Source organism: Streptomyces sp. NPDC028910, assembly GCF_055564955.1.
The window spans coordinates 39,269-61,606 of the sequence record NZ_JBVHVF010000037.1 but is presented as its reverse complement, the minus strand read 5'-3'; the positions used below and the strand labels follow the sequence as shown (position 1 = coordinate 61,606).

Genomic DNA, 22,338 nt, shown 5'->3' with positions numbered 1-22,338 from the left:
CCGGCGGAGCCTGTGAGGCCCGGCGCATCGCAGGGCGGTCGAGGATCTCGACGTACACGATCCGGGGCTCCGCCCCAGACCCCCCGCCTCGAACGCCGGCGGGGCTCGGTCGGTCACTGGCCGGTGAGGTGCTTCGCCGTGAGGCCCGCCGTCCAGCCGCCGTCGACCGCGAGCTCGGCGCCCGTCATGTACCCGGCGGCGTCCGAGAGCAGGAAGGCGATCGCGGCGGCGATCTCCTCGGGGACGCCGACACGGCCCATCGGGGCGCCGGGGTAATTGCCCTCGCCCGCCTGGATGCCGATCGGGGCGGTCATCGGGGTCAGCGTCATGCCGGGGTGGACCGAGTTGACGCGGATCCTCGCCTCGGCCAGCTCGACCGCGCCGATCTTCGACAGGCCGCGCACGCCCCACTTGGAGGCGCCGTACCCGGCGGTGAGCGCGAGGCCGGTCAGGCCGGCGGCGGAGGAGATGTTGACGATGGATCCGCCGCCGTTCGCCCGGAGCAGCGGGATCGCGGTCTTGATGCCGATGAACACGCCGACCAGGTTGATCTCGACGACCTGGCGGAAGTGCTCGACGCTCTCGTGCTCCAGGAACTGGCCGGCGGCTATGCCGGCGTTGTTCACCAGGCCGTCCACGCGGCCGAACTCGGCCACCGCGTACTCCAGCGCCGTCCGCCAGTCGGCCTCGCTGGTCACGTCGTGCCTGAGGAAGCGCGCCGCGCCGCCGAGCTTCGCGGCCGTCTCGGCGCCTTCGGCCTCCAGCACATCGGTGATCAGCACCTTGCCGCCGCCGTCCACGACGGCCCGCGCCGCCGCGGCGCCCAGCCCGCGGGCTCCACCGGTAATGACGACGACCTTGCCGCTGAGATCCACAACCGCCACGGTTTCACCCCTGATGCTCGTACGGACCGGCCGGCATATGACTGATCGGTATAGCCGGGGCCGCGTCAGTCTGCCAGAGTGGCCAGGGCCCGCGACACCCCTTGCTCCTTCGGTCCGAGGAAGCGCGGAGCGGGCTTGAGGGCCGCGTCCAGCGCCGCCTTGCCGGCCGCGAAGACCTCGCGGGTCTCGCCGTAGTACCAGGTGGCATCGTGCACGTCGGCCACCCCGACGCCGTACGAGTCGAGGCCGGCCGCCTGGCACAGGGCGACGGCCCGGCGTATGTGGAACCCCTGGGTGACCAGCACGGCCCGCTCGACGCCGAAGATCTCCTTGGCCCGTACGCAGGAGTCCCAGGTGTCGAAGCCGGCGTAATCGCTGACGATCCGCCCGTCCGGCACCCCTTGCTCGGTGAGGTACGTGCGCATCGCGTCGGGTTCGTCGTACTCCGCGCGGCTGTTGTCCCCGGTGACCAGCACGACCTTGACCTTGCCGGTGCGGTACAGCTCGGCGGCGGCGTCGAGCCGGTCGGCCAGATAGGGGGTGGGCCGTCCCCGCCACAGGCCCGCCCCGAACACCACGGCCACCTCCGCGGCGGGCGCGTCGGCCGTGGTCCGCAGCCGGTCGGAGGCCACCGCATGCGTCCACGCCGCGGGCAGCAGCGCCAGCACGCAGCCCACCATGACGGCCTGCACCGCCAGCCGCCGCGCCCTCACGCCTCGCAAGCGCCGCAGGCCCCGCAAGCCCCACCGGCCCCGCACGCGCACGCCCCCCGGCAGCCTCGGCCGCCACCCCGCCACCGACCGCGTCCAGCCCTGCGCCCTCTTCTTCATGTGCATCTTCATGTTCACCTTCATGACCGATCCCCACCCCTTGCGCCCACACGTCGTTCGCACGGACTGACGAACCGGTACGGCCCCGCAGTTCCCCCCTCCCCTTCTTTCACTCGTACGAATGAGCGAGTGAGCAACCGGAAAACACCCGTCACCCCGGCGCAACGCCCCGGCAACGTCCAGCGCGCAGGATCGGTCCATGACGGAGCCGGTGCACCCTCCCGAGTCCCCCGCCCTCCCCTTCGACAGCACGGCCGAGCTGCTCGGCCGCATCACCCTCCAGCTGGGCACGCAGCTCAGCGGCCTGCGCCGACCCGGAGTCCGCCCATGCAGCCCACACTCGTCGCCGTGGCCCACGGCAGCCGTGACCCGCGCGCCCTGCACACCGCCCTCGCCCTCCTGGAACGGGTCCGCGAGCTCCGTCCCCGGCTCGACGTCCGGCTCGGCCACATCGAGCTGAACGAGCCGCCGCTCGACGCCGTCCTCCAGGAGCTCCGCGGTGCGGCGGTACTCGTCCCGCTGCTGCTCGGCCGGGGCTACCACGTCAAGCACGATCTCCCCGCGGCCGCCGCCCGGGCCGCCCATCTGCGCACCCGCGTCGCCGCCCCGCTGGGCCCGCACCCACTGCTGGTCGAGGCCCTGTACGAAAGGCTCCTGGAGGCCGGCTGGACCGCCGGCACGGCCGTCGTGCTCGCTGCCGCCGGTTCCCGCGACCCCGACTCGGCGACCGACACCCGGCGCACGGCCGACCTGCTCACCGAACGTCTCGGCGGGGTCCCGGTGGTCCCGGCCTACGCCTCCGCCGCCGCGCCCGGCGCCCCCGAGGCGGTCCGGGCCCTGGCCGCGCGCGGCCACCACCGGATAGCCGTGGCCTCGTACTTCGCCGCTCCCGGCCGCTTCGCCGCCCAGACCGCCGCGGCCGCGCCGGCCCTCGCCGCCGCCCCGCTGGGCGACCACCCGGCCCTGGCCCGCCTGCTGCTGCACCGCTACGACCAGGCCCGCGCCCGGTCCCACGGCCCCCTTCGGCCGGAACTCGTCTCCGCCTGATCCCGGTTTGTCAGTTGTTCCGGTTACCGTCTCTCCATGGAAGGCACCGCGTACGTCCTCGCAGACGACCTGTACGGCCCGGCCGACACCGAGCGCTGGGCCGCCGAACCCGACAAACGGCCCGGCCGGACCGCCTTCCAGCGCGATCGCGCCCGTGTGCTCCACTCCGCCGCGCTGCGCCGGCTCGCCGGGAAGACCCAGGTCGTCACCCCCGGCTCGCGCTCGTACGACTGGGACGCGAGTCCCCGTACCCGCCTCACCCACTCCCTGGAGTGCGCCCAGGTCGGCCGGGAGCTCGGCGCGGCCCTCGGCTGCGACCCCGACCTGGTCGAAGCCGCCTGCCTCTCCCACGACATGGGCCACCCGCCCTTCGGCCACAACGGCGAGGAGGCGCTCAACGAGTTCGCCAAGGACTGCGGGGGCTTCGAGGGCAACGCTCAGTCGCTGCGCCTGCTGACCCGCCTGGAGCCCAAGCGGTTCGTGCCCGACCCGGCGAGCGGCGAACTCGTCAGCGTCGGCCTCAACCTCACCCGGGCCTGCCTGGACGCCGCCACCAAGTACCCGTGGGCCCGCGGAGAGCACCCCACCGACCCCGGCTCGGTGAAGTTCGGCGCGTACGAGGACGACCTGCCGGTCTTCGCATGGCTGCGCCGGGGGGCGCCCGCGGACCGCAAGTGCTTCGAGGCCCAGGTCATGGACTGGGCGGACGACGTCGCGTACTCCGTCCACGACTTCGAGGACGGCCTGCACGCCGGCCACCTCGACCCCAACCTCCTCTTCGCCGAGCCCGAGCGGACGGCCATCTGGCGCGTCGCCATCGGCCGGTACGTCCCCGCCGACACCGCGCCCGAGGAACTGCGGGCCGCCCTCGACCGGCTGATGGAGCAGGAGTGGTGGCCGCACGGGTACGACGGTTCGGCGGTCGCCCAGGCCCGTCTGAAGGACGCCACGAGCCAGCTGATCGGCCGTTTCTGCCTGGCGGCCGAGGGCGCCACCCGTGAGGCCCACGGCTCCGGCCGCCTCACGCGGTACGGCGCCGAACTGGTGGTCCCGCGCGAGGCGCGCAACGAGTGCGCCGTGCTCAAGGCGGTCGCCGACCTGTACGTCATGCAGCGCGACGAGCAGGAGCGGATCCGCGCCGACCAGCGCATCGTCCTGGCCGAACTCGCGGAGGCGCTCAGCGCCCGCGCCCCCGAGGGCCTGGACCCGCAGTTCCGGGCGATCTTCGACGCGGCTCCGGACGACAAGGCCAGGAAACGGGCGGTCATCGACCAGATCGCGTGCCTCACCGACGCATCCGCCCGTTCCCTGCACGCACGTCTCACCCGGCGCACCCGACGCGCCGAAGGGTGAGTTGATCGAGCCACTCCCCCTTCACGCGGCAGGCTCAGTGCGGGACGCTCGCATGTGGTCGCATGTGGCGGAGAGGTTATGAGGAGGCATCAGGTGGTCGACGCACACCGGACATTCGTCATCGTCGGCGCGGGGCTGGCCGGGGCAAAGGCGGCCGAAACGCTGAGGTCCGAGGGGTTCACGGGGCGGGTGATCCTGGTCGGCGACGAGCGCGACCATCCTTACGAACGGCCCCCGCTGTCCAAGGGGTACCTGACGGGCAAGGAGGAGCGCGAGAGCGTCTTCGTGCACGAGCCGTCCTGGTACGCGGCCTCCGACGTCGAGCTGCACCTCGGCCAGCCGGCGGTCCATATCGACCGGGACGCCAAGAAGGTGGTCCTCGTCGACGGCACCGCCCTGCACTACGACAAGCTGCTGCTGGCCACCGGCGCCGAGCCGCGCCGCCTGGACATCCCCGGCACCGGCCTGGCCGGGGTGCACCACCTGCGGCGGCTCGCCCACGCCGAGCGGCTGAAGGGGGTGCTGACCGGACTCGGCCGGGACAACGGCCACCTGCTCATCGCGGGCGCCGGGTGGATCGGCCTGGAGGTCGCCGCGGCGGCCCGCGAGTACGGCGCCGAGGTCACCGTGGTCGAGCCGGAGCCCACGCCGCTGCACGCGGTGCTCGGCCCGGAGATCGGCCGGCTCTTCGGGGACCTGCACGCCGATCACGGGGTGCGGTTCCACTTCGGGGCGCGGCTGACCGAGATCGTGGGCCACGACGGCATGGTGCTGGCCGCCCGTACGGACGACGGGGAGGAGCTCCCGGCGCACGCGGTGCTCGCCGCGATCGGGGCCGCGCCGCGGACCGCGCTCGCCGAGACCTCCGGGCTGGCCCTGGTCGACCGGCAGCACGGCGGCGGGATCGCCGTGGACGCGTCGCTGCGCACCTCCGACCCGGACATCTACGCGGTCGGCGACGTGGCCGCCGCCCACCACCCGGTGCTCGGGACCCGGCTGCGGGTCGAGCACTGGGCCAACGCGCTGAACGGCGGCCCGGCCGCCGCGCGGGCGATGCTGGGGCAGGAGGTCAGCTACGACCGGGTGCCGTACTTCTTCTCGGACCAGTACGACGTGGGCCTGGAGTACTCGGGGTACGCCCCGCCCGGCGGCTACGACCAGGTGCTGATCCGCGGGGACGCGGGCAAGCGCGAGTTCATCGCCTTCTGGCTCTCGCAGGGGCGGGTGCTGGCCGGGATGAACGTGAATGTGTGGGACGTCACCGAGCACATCCAGGCCCTGATCAGGTCAAAGGCGCCGGTGGACCGCGAGGCACTGGCGGACCCGTCGGTTCCGCTCACCTCCTTGATCACGACAGAGGGGGCCTGACGGGTTTGTCGGCGCCCGGCCGTAGACTTCACGGGTGGCAGGACGGATCAACGACGACGACGTGAAGGCGGTACGGGACGCGGTCCCGATCGACGCCGTGGTCTCCGACTACCTCCAACTGCGCAACGCGGGCGGCGGCAACCTCAAGGGCCTCTGCCCCTTCCATGACGAGAAGTCCCCTTCCTTCCAGGTCAGCCCCAGCAAGGGGCTCTACCACTGCTTCGGCTGCCAGGCGGGCGGGGACACCCTCGACTTCGTCATGAAGATCGACCACCTCTCCTTCTCGGAGGCGGTCGAGCGGCTGGCCGGCCTGGCCGGCATCACCCTGCGGTACGAGGAGGGCGGCTACACCGCGGGCACCAGCGGCCGCGGTGAGCGCATCCGGCTGGTCGAGGCGCACAAGGCCGCCGCCCAGTTCTACGTGGACCAGCTGGACAGCCCCGAGGCGGAGATCGGCCGCAAGTTCCTGGCCGCGCGCGGCTTCGACCAGGCCGCGGCCGCGCACTTCAGCGTGGGCTACAGCCCGGCCGGCTGGGACCACCTGACCCGCTTCCTGCGCGGCAAGGGCTTCAGCGACAAGGAGCTGATCACCTCCGGACTCGCCCAGGACAGCCGCAGCGGGAAGCCGATCGACCGCTTCCGCGGCCGGCTGATGTGGCCGATCCGCGACATCAGCGGCGAGGTGGTCGGCTTCGGCGCGCGCAAGCTGCGCGACGACGACAACGGCCCGAAGTACCTGAACACGCCGGAGACGGCGATCTACAAGAAGTCCCAGGTGCTGTACGGCATCGACCTGGCGAAGAAGGAGATCGCGAAGACCTCGCGCGCCGTGGTGGTCGAGGGCTACACGGACGTGATGGCCTGCCACATGGCCGGAGTCACCACCGCGATCGCGACCTGCGGCACGGCCTTCGGCGGGGACCACATCAAGATCCTGCGCCGGCTGCTGATGGACAACGCCACCGCCGAGGTGATCTTCACCTTCGACGGAGACGCGGCGGGCCAGAAGGCGGCGCTGCGGGCCTTCGAGGACGACCAGAAGTTCGCGGCCGAGACCTCGATCGCGATCACCCCGGGCGGGATGGACCCGTGCGACCTGCGCCTCGCGCAGGGGGACGCGGCGGTGGCCTCACTGGTGGAATCCCGCACTCCGCTCTTCGAGTTCGCCCTGCGGCACATCGTCGCCCGGCACAACCTGGAGAACCCGGCGGGCCGCGCGGCCGCCCTGGACGAGGCGGCTCCGGTCGTCGCCCACATCAAGAACATCGCGATCCAGCACGAGTCGGCGGTCCAGCTGGCGGGAATGCTGGGCATTCGCGACGAGCAGTTCGTGGTCAAGCGGGTCGCGCAACTGGCGCGCTGGGCACGGGAGCGCGGCGGCCAGCCGGGCGGGCAGCCGGGCGGGCCGCAGCAGCGGGGCCGCCAGTCGTACGAGGCCACCTCCGCGCCCGCGCCCCAGCCCGCCGGCGGCCCCGCGCTGAATCTGCGCAGCCCCGCCCACCGCACCGAGCGCGAGCTGCTGAAGCTGGCCCTCCAGCGACCGGCCCTGGTCTCCCCCGCCTTCGACGCGTACGGGATGGACGAGTTCACCGCCCCGCCCTACGCGGCCGTGCGCCAGGCGATCCTGGACGCGGGCGGCGCCTCGCTCGCCGCCGAGGACTACCTGGCCCGGGTCCGCGAGGCGGCCCCGAACGACACCGTGCGCGCGCTCGTCACGGAGCTGGCGGTCGAGGCCATCCACGCGAAGACGGTGGACGAGATCTACGCCGGTGTCCAGCTGGTCCAGGTGCGGCTGCGCGCCGTCGACCGCCGGGTCCACGAGATCCAGGGCACGCTGTCCCGGCTGGGCCCGCAGGCCCCGCCGGAGCAGCTGGCCGCGGTGCAGGAGGAGCTGTGGGTGCTCCAGCAGTACGGCCAGCGGCTGCGCAACCGCGGCGCCGAGGGGCTCTAGCTCCGGGCTCCGGGCTCCGGGCTCCGGGCTCCGGCAACGGCTCTAGATCCGCGCTCGCTTGAACCAGTCGCCACCCGGTATCTCGGTCCCGGATTCCCGCAAGTCACGGGCGAGCAGCGGGGACGCCAGATAGACCCAGGCCCGCACGGCGGTGCCGTCGGGGCGCAGGGCCCACCGGGCGATCCGGTCGTAGACGTTCCCGGGGCGGCCCGGGCCCCCGTACTCCTCCAGCAGGTCCAGCGCGGCCAGCAGGTCCCCGTACGCGCCCGGCGCCGCCGTGATCAGCTCCCCGACGACGGCCGAGCCGGGGCGGTGGACCGCGAACGGGTATCCGGGGCCGTCGTAGAGCGCCACGTCCGGGAGGGTGGCGGGCTCCTCCGAGGCCGTGCGGCCGCGCAGGAACAGGTCGTGGTTGACCTCGCCCGGGCGCAGCGTCCCGTAGACGAAGAACGGGAGCGGAACGGTCGGATCTTGTGGCCGTTCGACCGGTGTCACGGGGCCCTCCCTCGGACAGGGCGCAGCGGTCCGCCTGCCGGGCCGGACGTCCCGGCCCTCCCTGCGCCCCACCACCGTACGCACCGCTGGGGCGCGGGAGTCACCCGGACGGCGCGGGCGGCACGGATGGCCGCGCCGGTGGCTTTGACCTGCGAGAACGGCCCGCAAGCGGACCGTGCGCAGGCAGACCTGACGGGACATCAGCAGGCGGGCGGCGGGCGGGCCGGGTTTCCTCGGAATCACGACCCCGTGTCTCCAGGGAGAGTGTCCATGCGCCGACGTACCGCACACGCGCTGACCGCGACCGCGCTGATCGCCGCCGCGTTCACCGGGCCGGTCGCCGGCGCGGTCGCCGCCGCGGACCTCGGCATGGTGGCCTTCGCGCCCGGTGACTTCGCCAAGCTGGAGGTGTGGCCCAAGTCCGCCGCCGGCGGCGCCACCGTCACCGTGAACACCACCGCCTGCGGCCCCGGCAGTCACGCCGAGGGCGATGCCACCACGGTCGGCGGCGGCCGGTTCAAGCTAGTCCCGGGCACCCACAAGGAAGTGGTCGTGGGGCAGTTCCAAGTGGCCCACGGCACCCGCGCCGGCACCTACGGCATCGGCGCGACCTGCGCGAACGGCAAGTTCGCCACGGGCGACCTGGTGGTCACCGAGCGCGGCCCACAAGGCCACGTCAACACCGGGGTGGGCGGTGGCACGACCACCACCGCCGACCCCGCCAAGATCGCGGCGGGAGCGGCCGTGCTGGCCGCGACCGCCGTCGGCGGTACCTGGCTCCTGCGTCGCCGGGCGAGCGGCACGCGGAGCTGACGGACGCCCACCGCGGCTTCGGCCGCGGTCCGACCGGTACCGTCCCCCGTCGCCCGCCCCGCGAGGTCCCCCCCGTTCGCGGGGCCGGGCGACGGCCAGTCACCCCGAAACGAAGGAAACGAAGAAACGGAAGAAACGGAAGCCGAGGGGTACGACGCATGGCTGGCGATGTCGGTGGCTTCCGGGGGCGCGACCCACAGCCCTGGCCGACGACGGGGCGCGACCCACGGCCCTGGCCCTCGACCGTGCGCGACCCGCGGCCCCGGCCAGCAAAGGGCGATCGCCCCGGATCGGGCGCACGCTTCCGGAAGCGAGCCTTCCACACCCCGACGGCCCGCCACGGGGGACTCGTCGCGCTCGCCGCCTGCATCGGCATCTGGCTCGTGACCAGCGGTTCCCGCGAGCCCGTCGGGCCGCCGCTGCCCTCCCCCGCCGAGGCCCTGACCGCGGCCGGCTCCGTGGGACCCGGCATCGCCCCGCTCCCCGGCTCCCCGCCCGGCCGGATCCGGATCCCCTCCATCCGGGTCGACGCACCGCTGACCGGGCTGGGCCTGGAGCGGGACGGCAGCCTCGAAGTGCCGCCGCCCGACCGGCGCGACCTGGCCGGCTGGTACCGCGAGGGCACCACCCCGGGCGCGACCGGCACCGCCGTCATCGCCGGGCACGTGGACGACGCCGCCGGGCCGGGGGTCTTCTACCACCTGGGCGCGCTGCGCCGGGGGGCCGCGATCGAGATCCCGCGTGCGGACGGCCGTACCGCCGTGTTCACGGTCCACGCCGTCGAGGTGTACGACGCCAAGGCCTTCCCCGACACCCGCGTGTACGGGCCTTCACCGCGCGCCGAGCTGCGGGTGATCACCTGCGGCGGCGGCTTCTCCCCGCGCACGGGCTACCGCGGCAACGTGGTCGTCTTCGCGCACCTCACCGGCACGTACTGACGCCGCGCGGTCAGCCCCACTGCTCGAAGCCGAGCTTGATCACGAGCGCGCCCACCACCGTCAGCAGGACGCCGCGGACGAAGCCGCTGCCCTTCTTGAGCGCCATGCCGGCGCCGATCATGCCGCCGGCCAGGTTGAACACCGCCATCAGCGCCGCCAGCTGCCACAGCACCATGCCCTGGTAGGCGAACATGGCGAGCGCCCCGGCGTTGGTGCAGCAGTTGACGATCTTGGCGGTAGCGGAGGCGGTGACCAGGTCGAGGTGGAGCAGCGCCGTGAGTGCGAGCACCAGGAAGGTGCCGGTGCCGGGCCCGATGAGGCCGTCGTAGAAGCCGATGCCGAGGCCGGCGAGCCCGATGGCGAGCAGGACCCGCTGCCTGCTGACGGGCGAGGTGGAGGGGGCGGTGCCGAAGGCGGGCCTGAAGAGCACGAATCCGGCGACGACCACGAGCACCACCATGATCAGCGGACGGAGCGCGTCCTTGCTGATACCGCCGGCGAGCGCGGCGCCGCCCATCGAGCCGGCGAGCGCGGCCAGGCCGATGCGGACGGCGATCTTCACGTCCACCGGGGCCTTGCGGACGTACGTCACGGCGGCGCCGGCTGTGCCGACGATGGCCACGGCCTTGTTGGTGCCGAGGACGGTGGCGGGGTGGGCGTTCGGCAGGCCGAGCAGGAGTGCGGGCAGCAGCAGCAGACCGCCGCCGCCCACCACCGCGTCGATCCAGCCGGCCGCCGCCGCGGCCACGCACAGCACGATGATCATGGTCGTTGATATGTCGGGCACGGTCAGACCCTACGGAGCGGTTGGCTGCAGACGGCATCGATCCCCGGAAACTTGCGCAAAGGTTGAGCTTTCACAAGGCCTCACGGGCCCTTGACCCGGGCGCTGAGGTCGGCGTTCCGTCCGGGTAACAAAGGCGATGCGGCGGGGAAACAGCGGACCCGCACGCTCATGGCATGACCTCGGAAAAGCGTGTGGTGGTGATCGGCGGTGGCCTCGCGGGCCTGCGGCTCGCACAGCGGCTGGGCCCGGCCGCGGCGGTGACCGTCCTCGGCGAGGAGTCCCACGTGCCGTACAACCGGGTGCTGCTCGCCGAGGTCCTCGCGGGCCGGTACGCGCCGGAGGTGATCGCCCTCCCGGCGGCCGGGCCGGCGCTGCGGCGGGCGGTCCGGGCGGTCCGCGTCGACCGCGCGGAGCAGGCCGTGCACTGCGACGACGGCACGGTGGCGCGGTACGACACGCTGGTGCTGGCCACCGGCTCGAACGCGGTGCTCCCGCCGCTGCGCGGGCTGTTCGAGCCGGAAGGGCGGGACCTCCCGGACGGGGTCCACGCGTTCCGCACGATGGACGACTGCCTGGCGCTCTCGGCGGCCGTACGCCCAGGGGTGCGGGTGGTGGTGATCGGCGGCGGCCTGCTGGGCGTCTCGGCGGCCCGGGCGCTCGCCGCCCGGGGCGCACAGGTGGTGCTGGCCCAGCAGGCGGAGCGCCTGATGGAGCGGCAACTGGACGCCGAGGCCTCCGGCCTGCTGCATGCGCACCTGACCGCGCTCGGCGTCGAGATCCACACGGAATGCCGGGTCCGCGGCCTGACCACATCTGCGGCGCCGCTGCCGCCGGAGGGGCTGAACGGGCCCGGCGGCCGCCACATCAAGCCCCTCCGGCGTTTGAGGAGCGGGGGTCCGGGGGCAGCGCCCCCGGCAGCGGCGCCGCGCCGATCCGCCGAGCCCGGCCACGGGCAGCGCCGGGTCACCGGGGTCGAGCTCGCCGACGGGTACCGGCTGGACGCCGACATCGTCGTGCTCGCCTGCGGCGTACGCCCCCGCACCGGCCTCGCCAAGGCCGCCGGCCTCGACGTCCGCACCGGCATCGTGGTCGACGACCAGCTCCGCACCAGCGACCCCCGCATCCACGCCATCGGCGACTGCGCCGAACACGCCGGCCAGGTGTACGGCCTGGCGGGCGCCGCCCTGGAACAGGCCGACGCCCTCGCCACGGTCCTCACCACCGGCGGCACCGGCAGCACCGGCAGCACTGGCAGCACCGGCACCGGCACCGCCACCGGCACCACCGCCAGCACCGGCGCCCCCACGCAGTACACCGGCACCCGCGCCCTCACCCGCCTCACCCTCGGCGGCACCGAAGAGGCCTTCGATCTCGCCGCCTTCGGCGAGACCACCCCCCGCCCCGGCGACGACGTGGTCCGCCTCGCCGACGCCACCCGCCGGACCTACCGGAAGGTCGTCCTGCGCGGCGACCGCCTCATCGGCGGGGTGCTCCTCGGCGAGCTCTCCACCGTGGGGGCCCTCGCCCGCACCTGGGAGGGCGAGGAATCACCGCACGACCTGTTCCACCTGCTCACCGACGACGGAGGCCACTGACATGACCGAGCCCTTGCCCACGATCGTGCTCATCGGGCACGGCATGGTCGGCCAGCGCTACCTCGAAGCGCTCGCCGAGCGCGGGGTCACCGCCACGCACCGGATCACCGTGCTCTGCGAGGAGCCCCGGCCCGCCTACGACCGCGTGCACCTGACCTCGTACTTCTCCGGCAGCACCCCCGAGGACCTGTCCATGACGCCCGCCGGGTTCATGGAGCAGCACGGCATCGCCCTCCACCTCGACGACCCCGCCGAGCACATCGACCGGGACGCCCGCACGGTCACCTCCCGCTCCGGGCAGGTGTTCCCGTACGACGTCCTGGTCCTGGCCACCGGCAGCTACCCCTTCGTGCCGCCCGTCCCGGGCAAGGACGCCCCCGGCTGTTTCGTCTACCGCACCATCGAGGACCTCCTCGCCATCGAGGAGTACGCGAAGGACAGGACCGCCGGCGCGGTCGTCGGCGGTGGTCTCCTCGGCCTGGAGGCCGCCGGCGCCCTCCAGGGGCTCGGCCTCGCCACCCGCGTCGTCGAGTTCGCCCCGCGCCTGATGCCCGTCCAGGTCGACGAGGGCGGCGGCGCCGCCCTGCTGCGCACCATCGAGTCCATGGGCCTGACCGTCCACACCGGCGTGGGCACCCAGGAGGTGCTGACCGGCGAGGACGGCCGAGTCAGCGGAATGCGGCTCTCCGACGGCTCCACCGTCGAGACCGACCTCGTCGTCTTCTCCGCGGGCGTCCGCCCCCGCGATCAGCTGGCCCGCGACGCCGGGCTGGACGTGGGCGAGCGGGGCGGCATCGCGGTCGACGCCCGCTGCCGCACCTCCGACCCGTACGTCTACGCCATCGGCGAATGCGCCCTGGCCTGCGACGGCCGCGTCTACGGCCTGGTCGCGCCCGGCTACGAGATGGCCGAGACCGCCGCCGACGATCTACTGGGCCGCGAGAAGGAGTTCACCGGGGCCGACCTCTCCACCAAGCTCAAGCTGCTCGGCGTGGACGTGGCCTCCTTCGGCGACGCCCACGGCACCACCCCCGACAGCCTCGACGTCGTCTGGTCCGACTCCCGCTCCGGCGTCTACAAGAAGCTGGTCGTCTCCCCCGACGGGGTCCTGCTCGGCGGAGTCCTGGTCGGCGACGCGGACTCGTACGGCCTGCTGCGCCCGCTCACCGGCAGCGTCCCGCCCGTCTCCCCCGAGCAGCTGGTCCTGCCCGCCGGGCTCGGCGCGCCCGTCGCCCTCGGCCCGTCCTCGCTGCCCGACCACGCGGTGATCTGCTCGTGCCACAACGTCACGAAGAAGGCCATCGCCGCCTGCGCCACCCTCGCCGAGGTCAAGAAGTGCACCAAGGCGGGCACCGGCTGCGGCAGCTGCGTCAAGGTGATCGGGCAGCTGCTGCCGGCCGCCGCCGACAAGGGGCTGTGCGGCTGCTTCCCGTTCACCCGGGCCGAGCTCTACGAGATCGTCCGCACCCGCCGGCTGACCTCGTACGAGCAGCTCCTCGACGGCCACGGGCGCCCGGAGGCCCGCGGCGGCGACGGCTGCGAGATCTGCAAGCCCACCGTCGGCTCGATCATCGCCTCGCTCGCCCCGACCCTCGGCGCGAGCGGCTACGTCCTGGACGGGGAGCAGGCGGCACTCCAGGACACCAACGACCACTTCCTCGCGAACATGCAGCGCAACGGCTCGTACTCGGTCGTCCCGCGCATCCCCGGCGGCGAGATCACCCCCGACAAGCTGATCGTGATCGGTGAGGTGGCCCGTGACTTCGGCCTCTACACGAAGATCACCGGCGGGCAGCGGATCGACCTCTTCGGCGCGAGCGTGGACCAGCTCCCGCGGATCTGGGCGCGGCTCGTCGACGCCGGATTCGAGTCCGGGCACGCGTACGGGAAGGCCCTGCGGACGGTGAAGTCCTGCGTGGGGCAGACCTGGTGCCGCTACGGGGTCCAGGACAGCGTCCGGATGGCCATCGACCTGGAGCTGCGCTACCGGGGGCTGCGCGCCCCGCACAAGCTCAAGTCCGCGGTCTCGGGCTGCGCCCGCGAGTGCGCGGAGGCGCAGAGCAAGGACTTCGGGGTCATCGCCACGGCGAGTGGCTGGAACCTCTACGTGGGCGGCAACGGCGGGGCCACCCCGCGGCACGCCGACCTCCTGGCCCAGGACCTGTCGGACGCGGAACTGGTCCGGCTGATCGACCGGTTCCTGATGTTCTACATCCGCACCGCCGACCGGCTGGAGCGGACCTCCACCTGGCTGGAGCGGCTGGAGGGCGGCCTGGCGCACCTGCGGGACGTGGTCGTGCACGACTCGCTCGGGCTGTGCGCGGAGCTGGAGTCCCTGATGGCCGAGCACGTGGCGCACTACCGGGACGAGTGGGCCGAAACGCTCGAGGACCCGGAGCGGCTGCGCCGGTTCGTGTCCTTCGTCAACGCGCCCGGCGCCCCCGACCCGACCGTGAAGTTCGTCCCCGAGCGCGACCAGGTCAAGCCCGACCTGGCCGTCCTGACGATCGGAGGAGTCCGATGACCGTGGAACTGCAAGTGGCGCAGGGCTGGCTGACGGTGTGCGAGCTGTCCGCGCTCACCCCCGGGCGCGGGGTCGCGGCGCTGCTGCCGGACGGGAGCCAGGCCGCGGTGTTCGTCGACCGCGCGGGGCGTCCGTACGCCATCGCCAACCAGGACCCCTTCACCGGGGCGCACGTGCTCTCGCGCGGGCTGGTGGGGGCCGTGGCGGGCCGGCCCTTCGTGGCCTCGCCGCTGCTGAAGCAGCGCTTCGACCTGGAGTCGGGGCGCTGCCTGGACGACGAGGAGGTGGCGGTCCGGACCTACCCGGTGCGGACCGCCGCGACCTCGTAGCCGGCATCAGCCCTCGATGGCGGCCGGGTCCATCCACACGTACTCCCACACGTGGTGGTCCAGGTCCTCGAAGGCCCGGCCGTACATGAAGCCCATGTCGACGGCCGGCCGCGGCTCGGTGGCGCCCGCGGAGAGGGCGGCGTCGACGATCTCGTCGACCTTGGCGCGGCTGTCCGCGCTCAGGGCGACCATCACCTCGGTGGTCTTGGCGGCGTCGGCGACCGGCTTGGTGGCGAACTCCTTGAACTTCTCCTCGGTCAGCAGCATCGCGAAGATCGTGTCGCTGATCACCAGGGATGCGGCGGTCTCGTCGGAGAACTGCGGGTTGAAGGAGTAGCCGAGCTTCTCCCAGAAGGCCCTGGCGGCGGCCAGGTCCTTGACCGGCAGGTTGACGAAGATCATCTGGGGCTGGGACATCTCGGTCTCTCTTTCTCGCGCGGTGTTCGCTGCTTTCGAGAGGTAGACCGGGGCGGCCGGGGGAACTCATCGCTCCCGGCGAAGTTTTTTCGAGAAATCTCGGACCCGTACGAAACCGCAGGTGAGGCCGTCAGGCCGTCAGGCCGCCAGGCCGTCAGGCCGCCAGGCCGTCAGGCCGCCACGGATCGCAGCTCCAGTGCGGCCAGCGGCACGAAGCCCACCCGCCCCTCACCGCGCAGCAGTCCCGCGTCGGGGCCGGCGAGGCGCTTGTGCAGGGTCAGCGCGATCCGCTCGCCCTGCGCCTTGGCCCGTTCGGCGTTGGGCCCGCGGTGCAGGCCGTCGATGGTCGCGTGCCACAGCTGCACCCAGCGGCCGAAGTCGGCGGCGGTGAGCGCGCGCGCCGAGTGCAGCGCGGCGTGCGGGGCGAAGGCGTCGCGCCGGTATTCGGCGCTGCGGAAGAGCGCCCGCTCCCAGAAGTCGGTGATCCGGGGCAGGTGGACGTCCAGGTCCGTGCCCGTGATCTCGGTGAAGAACGGCCCGATCCGCGGGTCGGCGAAGGCGGCCGTGTAGAAGCGGCGCAGCACGACCTCGAGGTCGGCGCGGCCCGTGATGTCGTGCGCGGCGCAGTGGTTCATTGCTCCACCATTCTCCTCCACCGGGGACCTCCCCGGGGCAGAAGGTCCCGCGGTACGTCACACCGTGCTGGTCCGCCCGCCCCGCAGTAGCGTCGAAGCATGGCCGTCAAGAAGATCACCGAGAAACTGTCGGACGAAACCCTGGCCGCCGAGACCGGCCGGGACTGGTCCGCGTGGTTCGCCGAACTCGACGGGTGGGGCGCGACCGAGCGTACGCATACCGAGATCGCCCGCCGCCTGGTGGACGCGTACGGGGTCAGCGGCTGGTACGCCCAGTCGATCACGGTCGGCTACGAGCAGGAGCGCGGGATGCGCGAGGTCGGCCAGTCCAGCGGCGGGGACTGGCAGGCGAGCGTCAGCCGCACCGTGGGGGCCGACGCCGAGCGGGTCACGGAGGCCTTCGCCGACGCGGCGCTGCGCGAACGCTGGCTGCCGCACGCGGATTTCGCCCTGCGCACGCACCGGCCCGGCACATCCGTCACCGCCGACTGGGACGGGGGCAGCAGCCGCATCTCCGTCTATCTCACCCGGAAGGGCACCGATCGTACGCAGGTGGGACTCGGGCACACGAAACTGGCCGACGCGGACGCCGTGGAGGTCTACAAGGCCTTCTGGAAAGAGCGCCTCGGCGCCCTGAAGTCTCTGCTGGAGGATTGAACCTCGACCGGTCGCTCGGGCGTAATGAGGAGTTGGCGCCACGTCAACTGGCGTCTCCTAGGTTCCTCGACGCGTGCGACCCCGCGTCCGACCGGCCGCGGGGCCTTCCTCCCACAGGAGTGACCGTGGAACGTCGTACCTTCCTGCGCGGCGCAGTGATCGGTTCGTCGGCCGCCGCCTTCGGCGGCACGTTGATGCACGGGGCCGCCTACGCGGCGCCCGCCCAGCCCGGTGCCGGACCCTACGGAGCGCTCGGCGCCGCGGACGCGAACGGCATCATGCTCCCCAGCGGCTTCACCAGCCGGGTGATCGCCCGCTCGGGCCAGACCGTCAGCGGCACCTCGTACACCTGGCACAGCGCTCCCGACGGCGGCGCCTGCTTCGCCGACGGCACGGGCTGGATCTACGTCTCCAACTCGGAGATCTCCTCCACCGGCGGCGCGAGCGCGGTGAAGTTCAACTCGTCGGGCTCGATCACCTCCGCCTACCGGATCCTGTCCAACACCAACCGGAACTGCGCGGGCGGCGCGACGCCCTGGAACACCTGGCTGTCCTGTGAGGAGGTCAGCCTCGGCTACGTGTACGAGACCGACCCGTGGGGCGTGAACGCCGCCGTCCGGCGCTCCGCGATGGGCCGCTTCAACCACGAGGCGGCGGCCGCCGACCCGGTCCGCAAGGTCATCTACCTCACCGAGGACGACTCCAGCGGCTGCTTCTACCGCTTCGTCCCCACGACCTGGGGCAACCTCTCCTCCGGCACCCTCCAGGTCCTCAAGGCCGGCACGGCCACCTCCGGCTCCTTCACCTGGGCCAACGTGCCGGACCCGGACGGCTCCCCGACCGCGACCCGCAGCCAGGTCTCGGGCGCGAAGAAGTTCAACGGCGGCGAGGGCTGCCACTACGCCAACGACACGGTGTGGTTCACCACCAAGGGCGACAACCGGGTCTGGCAGCTCAACGTCGCCACCAACACCTACGAGCTGGCCTACGACGACTCCCTCGTCCCCGGCGGCGCGGCTCCGCTGACGGGCGTGGACAACGTCACCGGGTCCTCGTACGGCGACCTCTACATAGCCGAGGACGGCGGCAACATGGAGATCTGCCTGATCACCCCGGACGACGTGGTGGCGCCCTTCCTGCGGATCACGGGCCAGTCCTCCTCCGAGATCTGCGGCCCGGCCTTCTCGCCCGCCGGCAACCGGCTCTACTTCTCCAGCCAGCGCGGCACGAGCGGCAGCTCCTCGGGCGGCATCACCTACGAGGTAACGGGCCCGTTCCGAGTCTGACCCCCCACCCCGCCGGGCAAACTCAGCCTCGCCGGCGTTTGAGGCGCGGGGTCCGGGGCGGAGCCCCGATCTTTCAGCCCCGCCGGCGTTTGAGGCGCGGGGTCTGGGGCGGAGCCCCAGGAAACGGCGCCGCGCCGCACCACCGACCGCACCCCGACGGGTCCGCCCCGCCGGGGTGCGGCCCGTCGGGGGTGCGGCCCGTCATGAGGCCACGGCACCACCCTTGAGCAAGGCGGCACCCAGCGGAGTCACCGTGTGCAGCACCGCGTTCCCGTGCCGGAGCGTCGTCACCAGCCCCGCCTCCCGCATCACGCAGGCGTGCTGACTCGCGGAGGCCAGCGAAACCCCGGCCCGCCGGGCCAGCTCACTGGTGGTCGCCCCGTCCCCTATGGCCCGCAGCACCACCGACCGGGTGTGCCCGACCAGCTTGCCCAGGGTCCGCTGGCGCTGCTCCTCCACCGGCCGGGCCGCATCCCCGCCCCCCGGCGCCGACGCCAGCTGCGCGGCGGCCGGATAGACCAGCACCGGCGGCAGCTCCGGGTCGTGCAGGGTCACGGCGGTGCGCCGGCAGAAGAAGGACGGCTGGAGCAGCAGCCCGCGCCCCCGAAGCCGTACGTCCCGGTCCACGGGGTAGTCGCACTCCAGCACCGGAGCCCGCCAGCGCAGCATCGGCGGCAGCGAGTCCAGCAGTTCGTCCGCGCCCCCGTCCAGCAGGGCCCGGCCGCGTGCGGCCCGCTCGGCCTCGATCTGGGCCTGGATGTGCGTCCAGTACGGCTCCACGGCCGCCCGGTGGTACGCCCGCAGCTCGCCCAGCAGCCTGGGCAGGTGCTTGCCGCCGCCGTCCATGAACTCCCGTAGCCGCGGCGTCATCGGCGCACCGGCCCCGAGCAGCTGCAGCTCGCGCCGCATACGATCGGGACGGATCCCGCGCAGCGCGTCGAGGCCCACGTCCCACCCGTACTGCCCCTCCACGGGGGTCAGGAAATCGGGGAAATAACCGCGACTCGGTATGAGCATACCGAGCGTGCGTGTTTCACTATTCAACCTGCTCCGGGTTTCCGTACGCCATTCACCGAACAACCGGGCATCGCGCCGGTCTCTTAAGCGGTGAAAGCTGAGAATCGTTTCCCACAACGCATCGGGACGCCCTGCCATCCGTACGCGTGCCAGGTCCACTCCAGTGAAATGGATACGCAGCACCGAACCCCCACCTGTGCAACCGCAATCCCCCCGCCCCATGAGTATGCATGCCGTCACACGTGGTCACCACGCCCTTTCGGCCACAGTTGAAACCCCTTTCGGCAGAGGCGTGACAACCGAAATCCTGTACTCCGCCGGGCACACTCCAGTGCGACCGAAACGCTCCGTGAAGGCCGTGGGGGGCTTTGCGGGGCCTGGCGGTCGGTCGCACCGGGAAGCGCCGACGTGCCCGGCAGAATGACAGCGGCGGTGGACGGGTGGGGATCCGTCCACCGCCTGCTGGCGTAAAGGTTTGTTGAACAACAAAAAAATGAGGCGCGCCCGCCCCACGGGCAGTCAGGGAACCCGGGGGCAGGCGCGGTCCAGGGGGCCCCTCGCGCGGCCGGGGGTCAGCGGCTGTCGCTGCCCTTCGCCTCGGCGGCCGCGCGACCGGCCTCCAGGCGCGCCACCGGAATCCGGAAGGGCGAGCAGGAGACGTAGTCGAGGCCGACCTCGTGGAAGAAGTGGACGGACTCGGGGTCACCGCCGTGCTCCCCGCAGACGCCGAGCTTGAGGTCGGGGCGGGTGGCCCGGCCGGCCTGTACGGCGCTGCGGACCAGCGTGCCGACGCCGTCCTTGTCGATGGTCTCGAAGGGCGAGACCCCGAAGATGCCCTTCTCCAGGTACGCGGTGAAGAAGCTGGCCTCGACGTCGTCGCGGGAGAAGCCCCACACCGTCTGGGTCAGGTCGTTCGTACCGAAGGAGAAGAACTGCGCGGCCTCGGCGATCTGCCCGGCCGTCAGCGCGGCGCGCGGCAGCTCGATCATGGTGCCGATGGACAGCTTGAGGCTGGTGCCGGTGGCGGCCTCGACCTCGGCGATGACCTGGTCGGCCTCCTCGCGGACGATCTCCAGCTCCTGGACGGTGCCCACGAGCGGGACCATGATCTCGGCGCGCGGGTCGCCCTTGGCGTTCTTGCGCTCGGCCGCGGCCTCGGCGATCGCCCGGACCTGCATCTTGAAGAGGCCGGGGATGACCAGGCCGAGGCGGACGCCGCGCAGGCCCAGCATCGGGTTCTGCTCGTGCAGCTTGTGCACGGCCTGGAGCAGGCGCAGGTCGTTCTCGTTGGCGTCCTTGCGGGACTCGGCGAGGGCGACGCGTACCGACAGCTCGGTGATGTCGGGCAGGAACTCGTGCAGCGGCGGGTCGAGGAGCCGGACGGTGACGGGCAGCCCGTCCATCGCCTCGAACAGCTCGACGAAGTCCTTCTTCTGCAGCGGCAGCAGGGCGCTGAGTGCCTGCTCGCGCTCGCCGTCGGTGTCGGCGAGGATCAGGCGCTCGACCAGCTCACGGCGCTCACCGAGGAACATGTGCTCGGTGCGGCACAGGCCGATGCCCTGCGCGCCGAAGCGGCGCGCGCGCAGCGCGTCCTCGGCGTTGTCGGCGTTGGCGCGCACGCGCAGCCGGCGGACCCGGTCCGCGTACGCCATGATCCGGTGCACGGCGGCGACGAGCTCGTCGGCGTCGTCGGCGCCGGCGTGCATGCGGCCCTCGAAGTACTCGACGACCGGGGAGGGTACGACCGGTACCTCACCGAGGTAGACCTTGCCGGTGGAGCCGTCGATGGAGACGACGTCGCCCTCCTCGATGACCGTGTCGCCCACGGTCATCCGGCGGCGCTTGGTGTCGACGTCGAGCTCCTCGGCGCCGCAGACACAGGTCTTGCCCATGCCGCGGGCGACGACGGCCGCGTGCGAGGTCTTGCCGCCGCGCGAGGTCAGGATGCCCTCGGAGGCGATCATGCCGTCCAGGTCGTCCGGGTTGGTCTCGCGGCGGATCAGGATGACCTTCTCGCCGGAGCGGGACCACTTGACGGCCGTGTAGGAGTCGAAGACGGCCTTGCCGACCGCCGCGCCCGGGGAGGCGGCGATGCCGCGGCCGAGCAGCTCGGTCTTGGCGTTCTCGTCGAAGCGGGGGAACATCAGCTGCGCGAGCTGGGCGCCGTTGACGCGCTGGAGGGCCTCGGCCTCGTCGATCAGGCCCTGGTCGACGAGCTGGGTGGCGATGCGGAAGGCCGCGCCCGCGGTGCGCTTGCCGACGCGGGTCTGGAGCATCCACAGCTGGCCGCGCTCGATGGTGAACTCGATGTCGCAGAGATCCTTGTAGTGGGTCTCCAGCGTCTCCATGATCGTCATGAGCTGGTCGTAGGAGGCCTTGTCGATGGCCTCCAGGTCCGCGAGCGGCACGGTGTTGCGGATGCCCGCGACCACGTCCTCGCCCTGCGCGTTCTGCAGGTAGTCGCCGTAGACGCCCTGGTGGCCGCTGGCGGGGTCGCGGGTGAAGGCGACGCCGGTGCCGGAGTCGGGGCCGAGGTTGCCGAAGACCATGGAGCAGATGTTGACGGCGGTGCCCAGGTCGCCGGGGATGCGCTCCTGGCGGCGGTAGAGCTTGGCGCGGTCGGTGTTCCACGAGTTGAAGACGGCCTCGACGGCGAGGTCCATCTGCTCGCGGGCGTCCTGCGGGAACTCGCGGCCGGCTTCCTTCGCCACGATCTTCTTGAAGAGCTTGACCAGCTTCTTCAGGTCGGCGGCGTCGAGGTCGGTGTCGACGGTGACCTTCTTGGCGGCCTTGGCCTCGTCGAGGGCGTCCTCGAAGAGCTCGCCGTCGACGCCGAGGACGGTCTTGCCGAACATCTGGATGAGGCGGCGGTACGAGTCCCACGCGAAGCGCTCGTCACCGGCCTGCGAGGCGAGGCCGGTCACGGACTCGTCGGAGAGACCGATGTTCAGGACGGTGTCCATCATGCCGGGCATGGAGAACTTGGCGCCGGAGCGCACGGAGACCAGGAGCGGGTCGTCCGACTGGCCGAGCTTCTTGCCCATCTTCGCCTCGAGGGCCGCAAGGTGGGCGCTGACCTCTTCGCGCAGCGCGGCCGGGGCCGTGCCGCTCTCGAGGTAGACCTTGCAGGCCTCGGTGGTGATGGTGAAGCCGGGAGGGACCGGGAGACCGAGGTTGGTCATCTCGGCGAGGTTGGCTCCCTTGCCGCCGAGAAGGTCCTTGAGGTCGCGGTTCCCCTCGGTGAAGTCGTAGACGAACTTCTGATCTTTGTTTTCCGACACGGGTCTCGACTCCTCGAGGCTCGGTGGCTGCCCTGACGGCCAGGAACATACCCAGATCGAAGGCTTCTGGGTACGTCCACTTGGTCGTCATACGGCTGTAACCACCCGTGCGCCAGCAGATCGAAAGTAAC

19 protein-coding genes are annotated in these 22,338 nt (G+C 72.4%); 11 read left to right on the top strand and 8 right to left on the bottom strand.

Going from position 1 to position 22,338, the window contains the following annotated elements; all coding sequences use genetic code 11:
• Positions 1-113: 113 nt before the first annotated feature.
• The gene (locus ACZ4TV_RS31350; protein WP_468138567.1) at positions 114-884 is read right to left on the bottom strand and encodes a glucose 1-dehydrogenase; all 771 of its coding nucleotides are present in this window, start codon (positions 882-884) and stop codon (positions 114-116) included.
• A 65-nt stretch (positions 885-949) separates the two neighbouring features.
• Positions 950-1,714 carry a SanA/YdcF family protein gene (locus ACZ4TV_RS31345; RefSeq protein ID WP_468138584.1) on the bottom strand — a complete coding sequence of 255 codons (765 nt, stop codon included), beginning with the start codon at positions 1,712-1,714 and terminating at the stop codon, positions 950-952.
• Between the two features lie 327 nt (positions 1,715-2,041).
• Here ACZ4TV_RS31345 and ACZ4TV_RS31340 point away from each other — a divergent pair, with 327 nt between their 5' ends.
• The 4 genes from ACZ4TV_RS31340 to dnaG all read left to right on the top strand — a co-directional run bounded on the left by ACZ4TV_RS31340 (position 2,042) and on the right by dnaG (position 7,433).
• The gene (locus ACZ4TV_RS31340) at positions 2,042-2,761 is read left to right on the top strand and encodes a sirohydrochlorin chelatase (RefSeq protein ID WP_468138566.1); all 720 of its coding nucleotides are present in this window, start codon (positions 2,042-2,044) and stop codon (positions 2,759-2,761) included.
• Positions 2,762-2,797: 36 nt separating this feature from the next.
• Positions 2,798-4,114 (top strand): deoxyguanosinetriphosphate triphosphohydrolase, encoded by a 1,317-nt coding sequence (locus ACZ4TV_RS31335; RefSeq protein ID WP_468138564.1) that lies wholly within the window; start codon positions 2,798-2,800, stop codon positions 4,112-4,114.
• 93 nt (positions 4,115-4,207) lie between these two features.
• Positions 4,208-5,482, top strand: coding sequence for an NAD(P)/FAD-dependent oxidoreductase (locus ACZ4TV_RS31330; RefSeq protein ID WP_468138563.1), 1,275 nt, complete (start codon positions 4,208-4,210; stop codon positions 5,480-5,482).
• Between the two features lie 34 nt (positions 5,483-5,516).
• The gene (gene dnaG, locus ACZ4TV_RS31325) at positions 5,517-7,433 is read left to right on the top strand and encodes a DNA primase (RefSeq protein WP_468138562.1); all 1,917 of its coding nucleotides are present in this window, start codon (positions 5,517-5,519) and stop codon (positions 7,431-7,433) included.
• A 42-nt stretch (positions 7,434-7,475) separates the two neighbouring features.
• Here dnaG and ACZ4TV_RS31320 read toward each other — a convergent pair whose 3' ends face one another.
• A complete protein-coding gene (locus ACZ4TV_RS31320) occupies positions 7,476-7,928 on the bottom strand; it encodes a gamma-glutamylcyclotransferase family protein (RefSeq protein ID WP_468138560.1) in 453 nt (150 codons plus the stop codon).
• A gap of 270 nt (positions 7,929-8,198) precedes the next feature.
• On the opposite strand from ACZ4TV_RS31320, the gene ACZ4TV_RS31315 reads away from it, so the two are divergent.
• The gene (locus tag ACZ4TV_RS31315; RefSeq protein ID WP_468138558.1) at positions 8,199-8,741 is read left to right on the top strand and encodes a hypothetical protein; all 543 of its coding nucleotides are present in this window, start codon (positions 8,199-8,201) and stop codon (positions 8,739-8,741) included.
• Between the two features lie 383 nt (positions 8,742-9,124).
• Complete coding sequence (locus tag ACZ4TV_RS31310) at positions 9,125-9,679, top strand: class F sortase (protein ID WP_468138557.1); 555 nt, start codon at positions 9,125-9,127, stop codon at positions 9,677-9,679.
• A 10-nt stretch (positions 9,680-9,689) separates the two neighbouring features.
• Here ACZ4TV_RS31310 and ACZ4TV_RS31305 read toward each other — a convergent pair whose 3' ends face one another.
• A complete protein-coding gene (locus ACZ4TV_RS31305) occupies positions 9,690-10,466 on the bottom strand; it encodes a sulfite exporter TauE/SafE family protein (RefSeq protein WP_468138556.1) in 777 nt (258 codons plus the stop codon).
• 173 nt (positions 10,467-10,639) lie between these two features.
• Here ACZ4TV_RS31305 and ACZ4TV_RS31300 point away from each other — a divergent pair, with 173 nt between their 5' ends.
• Genes ACZ4TV_RS31300 through nirD form a run of 3 tightly spaced genes read left to right on the top strand, consistent with a single transcriptional unit; the run spans position 10,640 to position 14,914 of the window.
• A complete protein-coding gene (locus tag ACZ4TV_RS31300) occupies positions 10,640-12,061 on the top strand; it encodes an NAD(P)/FAD-dependent oxidoreductase (RefSeq protein ID WP_468138555.1) in 1,422 nt (473 codons plus the stop codon).
• 1 nt (position 12,062) lies between these two features.
• Positions 12,063-14,585 (top strand): nitrite reductase large subunit NirB, encoded by a 2,523-nt coding sequence (gene nirB, locus ACZ4TV_RS31295; RefSeq protein ID WP_468138554.1) that lies wholly within the window; start codon positions 12,063-12,065, stop codon positions 14,583-14,585.
• Positions 14,582-14,914: a nitrite reductase small subunit NirD gene (gene nirD, locus ACZ4TV_RS31290; protein WP_468138553.1), complete on the top strand. Its 333-nt coding sequence runs from the start codon at positions 14,582-14,584 to the stop codon at positions 14,912-14,914. Before nirB ends, nirD begins: the two co-directional genes overlap by 4 nt.
• A 6-nt stretch (positions 14,915-14,920) precedes the next feature.
• Here nirD and ACZ4TV_RS31285 read toward each other — a convergent pair whose 3' ends face one another.
• Positions 14,921-15,331, bottom strand: a complete 411-nt coding sequence (locus ACZ4TV_RS31285; RefSeq protein ID WP_468138551.1) for a VOC family protein — start codon at positions 15,329-15,331, stop codon at positions 14,921-14,923.
• Between the two features lie 170 nt (positions 15,332-15,501).
• The gene (locus ACZ4TV_RS31280) at positions 15,502-15,966 is read right to left on the bottom strand and encodes a group III truncated hemoglobin (RefSeq protein ID WP_468138549.1); all 465 of its coding nucleotides are present in this window, start codon (positions 15,964-15,966) and stop codon (positions 15,502-15,504) included.
• 99 nt (positions 15,967-16,065) lie between these two features.
• On the opposite strand from ACZ4TV_RS31280, the gene ACZ4TV_RS31275 reads away from it, so the two are divergent.
• Both ACZ4TV_RS31275 and ACZ4TV_RS31270 read left to right on the top strand, forming a co-directional pair.
• Positions 16,066-16,623 (top strand): SRPBCC family protein, encoded by a 558-nt coding sequence (locus ACZ4TV_RS31275; protein ID WP_468138548.1) that lies wholly within the window; start codon positions 16,066-16,068, stop codon positions 16,621-16,623.
• A gap of 125 nt (positions 16,624-16,748) precedes the next feature.
• A complete protein-coding gene (locus tag ACZ4TV_RS31270; RefSeq protein ID WP_468138547.1) occupies positions 16,749-17,909 on the top strand; it encodes an alkaline phosphatase PhoX in 1,161 nt (386 codons plus the stop codon).
• Positions 17,910-18,110: 201 nt separating this feature from the next.
• On the opposite strand, the gene ACZ4TV_RS31265 is transcribed toward ACZ4TV_RS31270, so the two are convergent.
• Together ACZ4TV_RS31265 and ppdK are read right to left on the bottom strand one after the other, a co-directional pair.
• Positions 18,111-19,109, bottom strand: coding sequence for an ArsR/SmtB family transcription factor (locus ACZ4TV_RS31265; protein ID WP_468138546.1), 999 nt, complete (start codon positions 19,107-19,109; stop codon positions 18,111-18,113).
• Positions 19,110-19,498: 389 nt separating this feature from the next.
• The gene (gene ppdK / locus ACZ4TV_RS31260; RefSeq protein WP_468138545.1) at positions 19,499-22,207 is read right to left on the bottom strand and encodes a pyruvate, phosphate dikinase; all 2,709 of its coding nucleotides are present in this window, start codon (positions 22,205-22,207) and stop codon (positions 19,499-19,501) included.
• Positions 22,208-22,338: the final 131 nt, after the last annotated feature.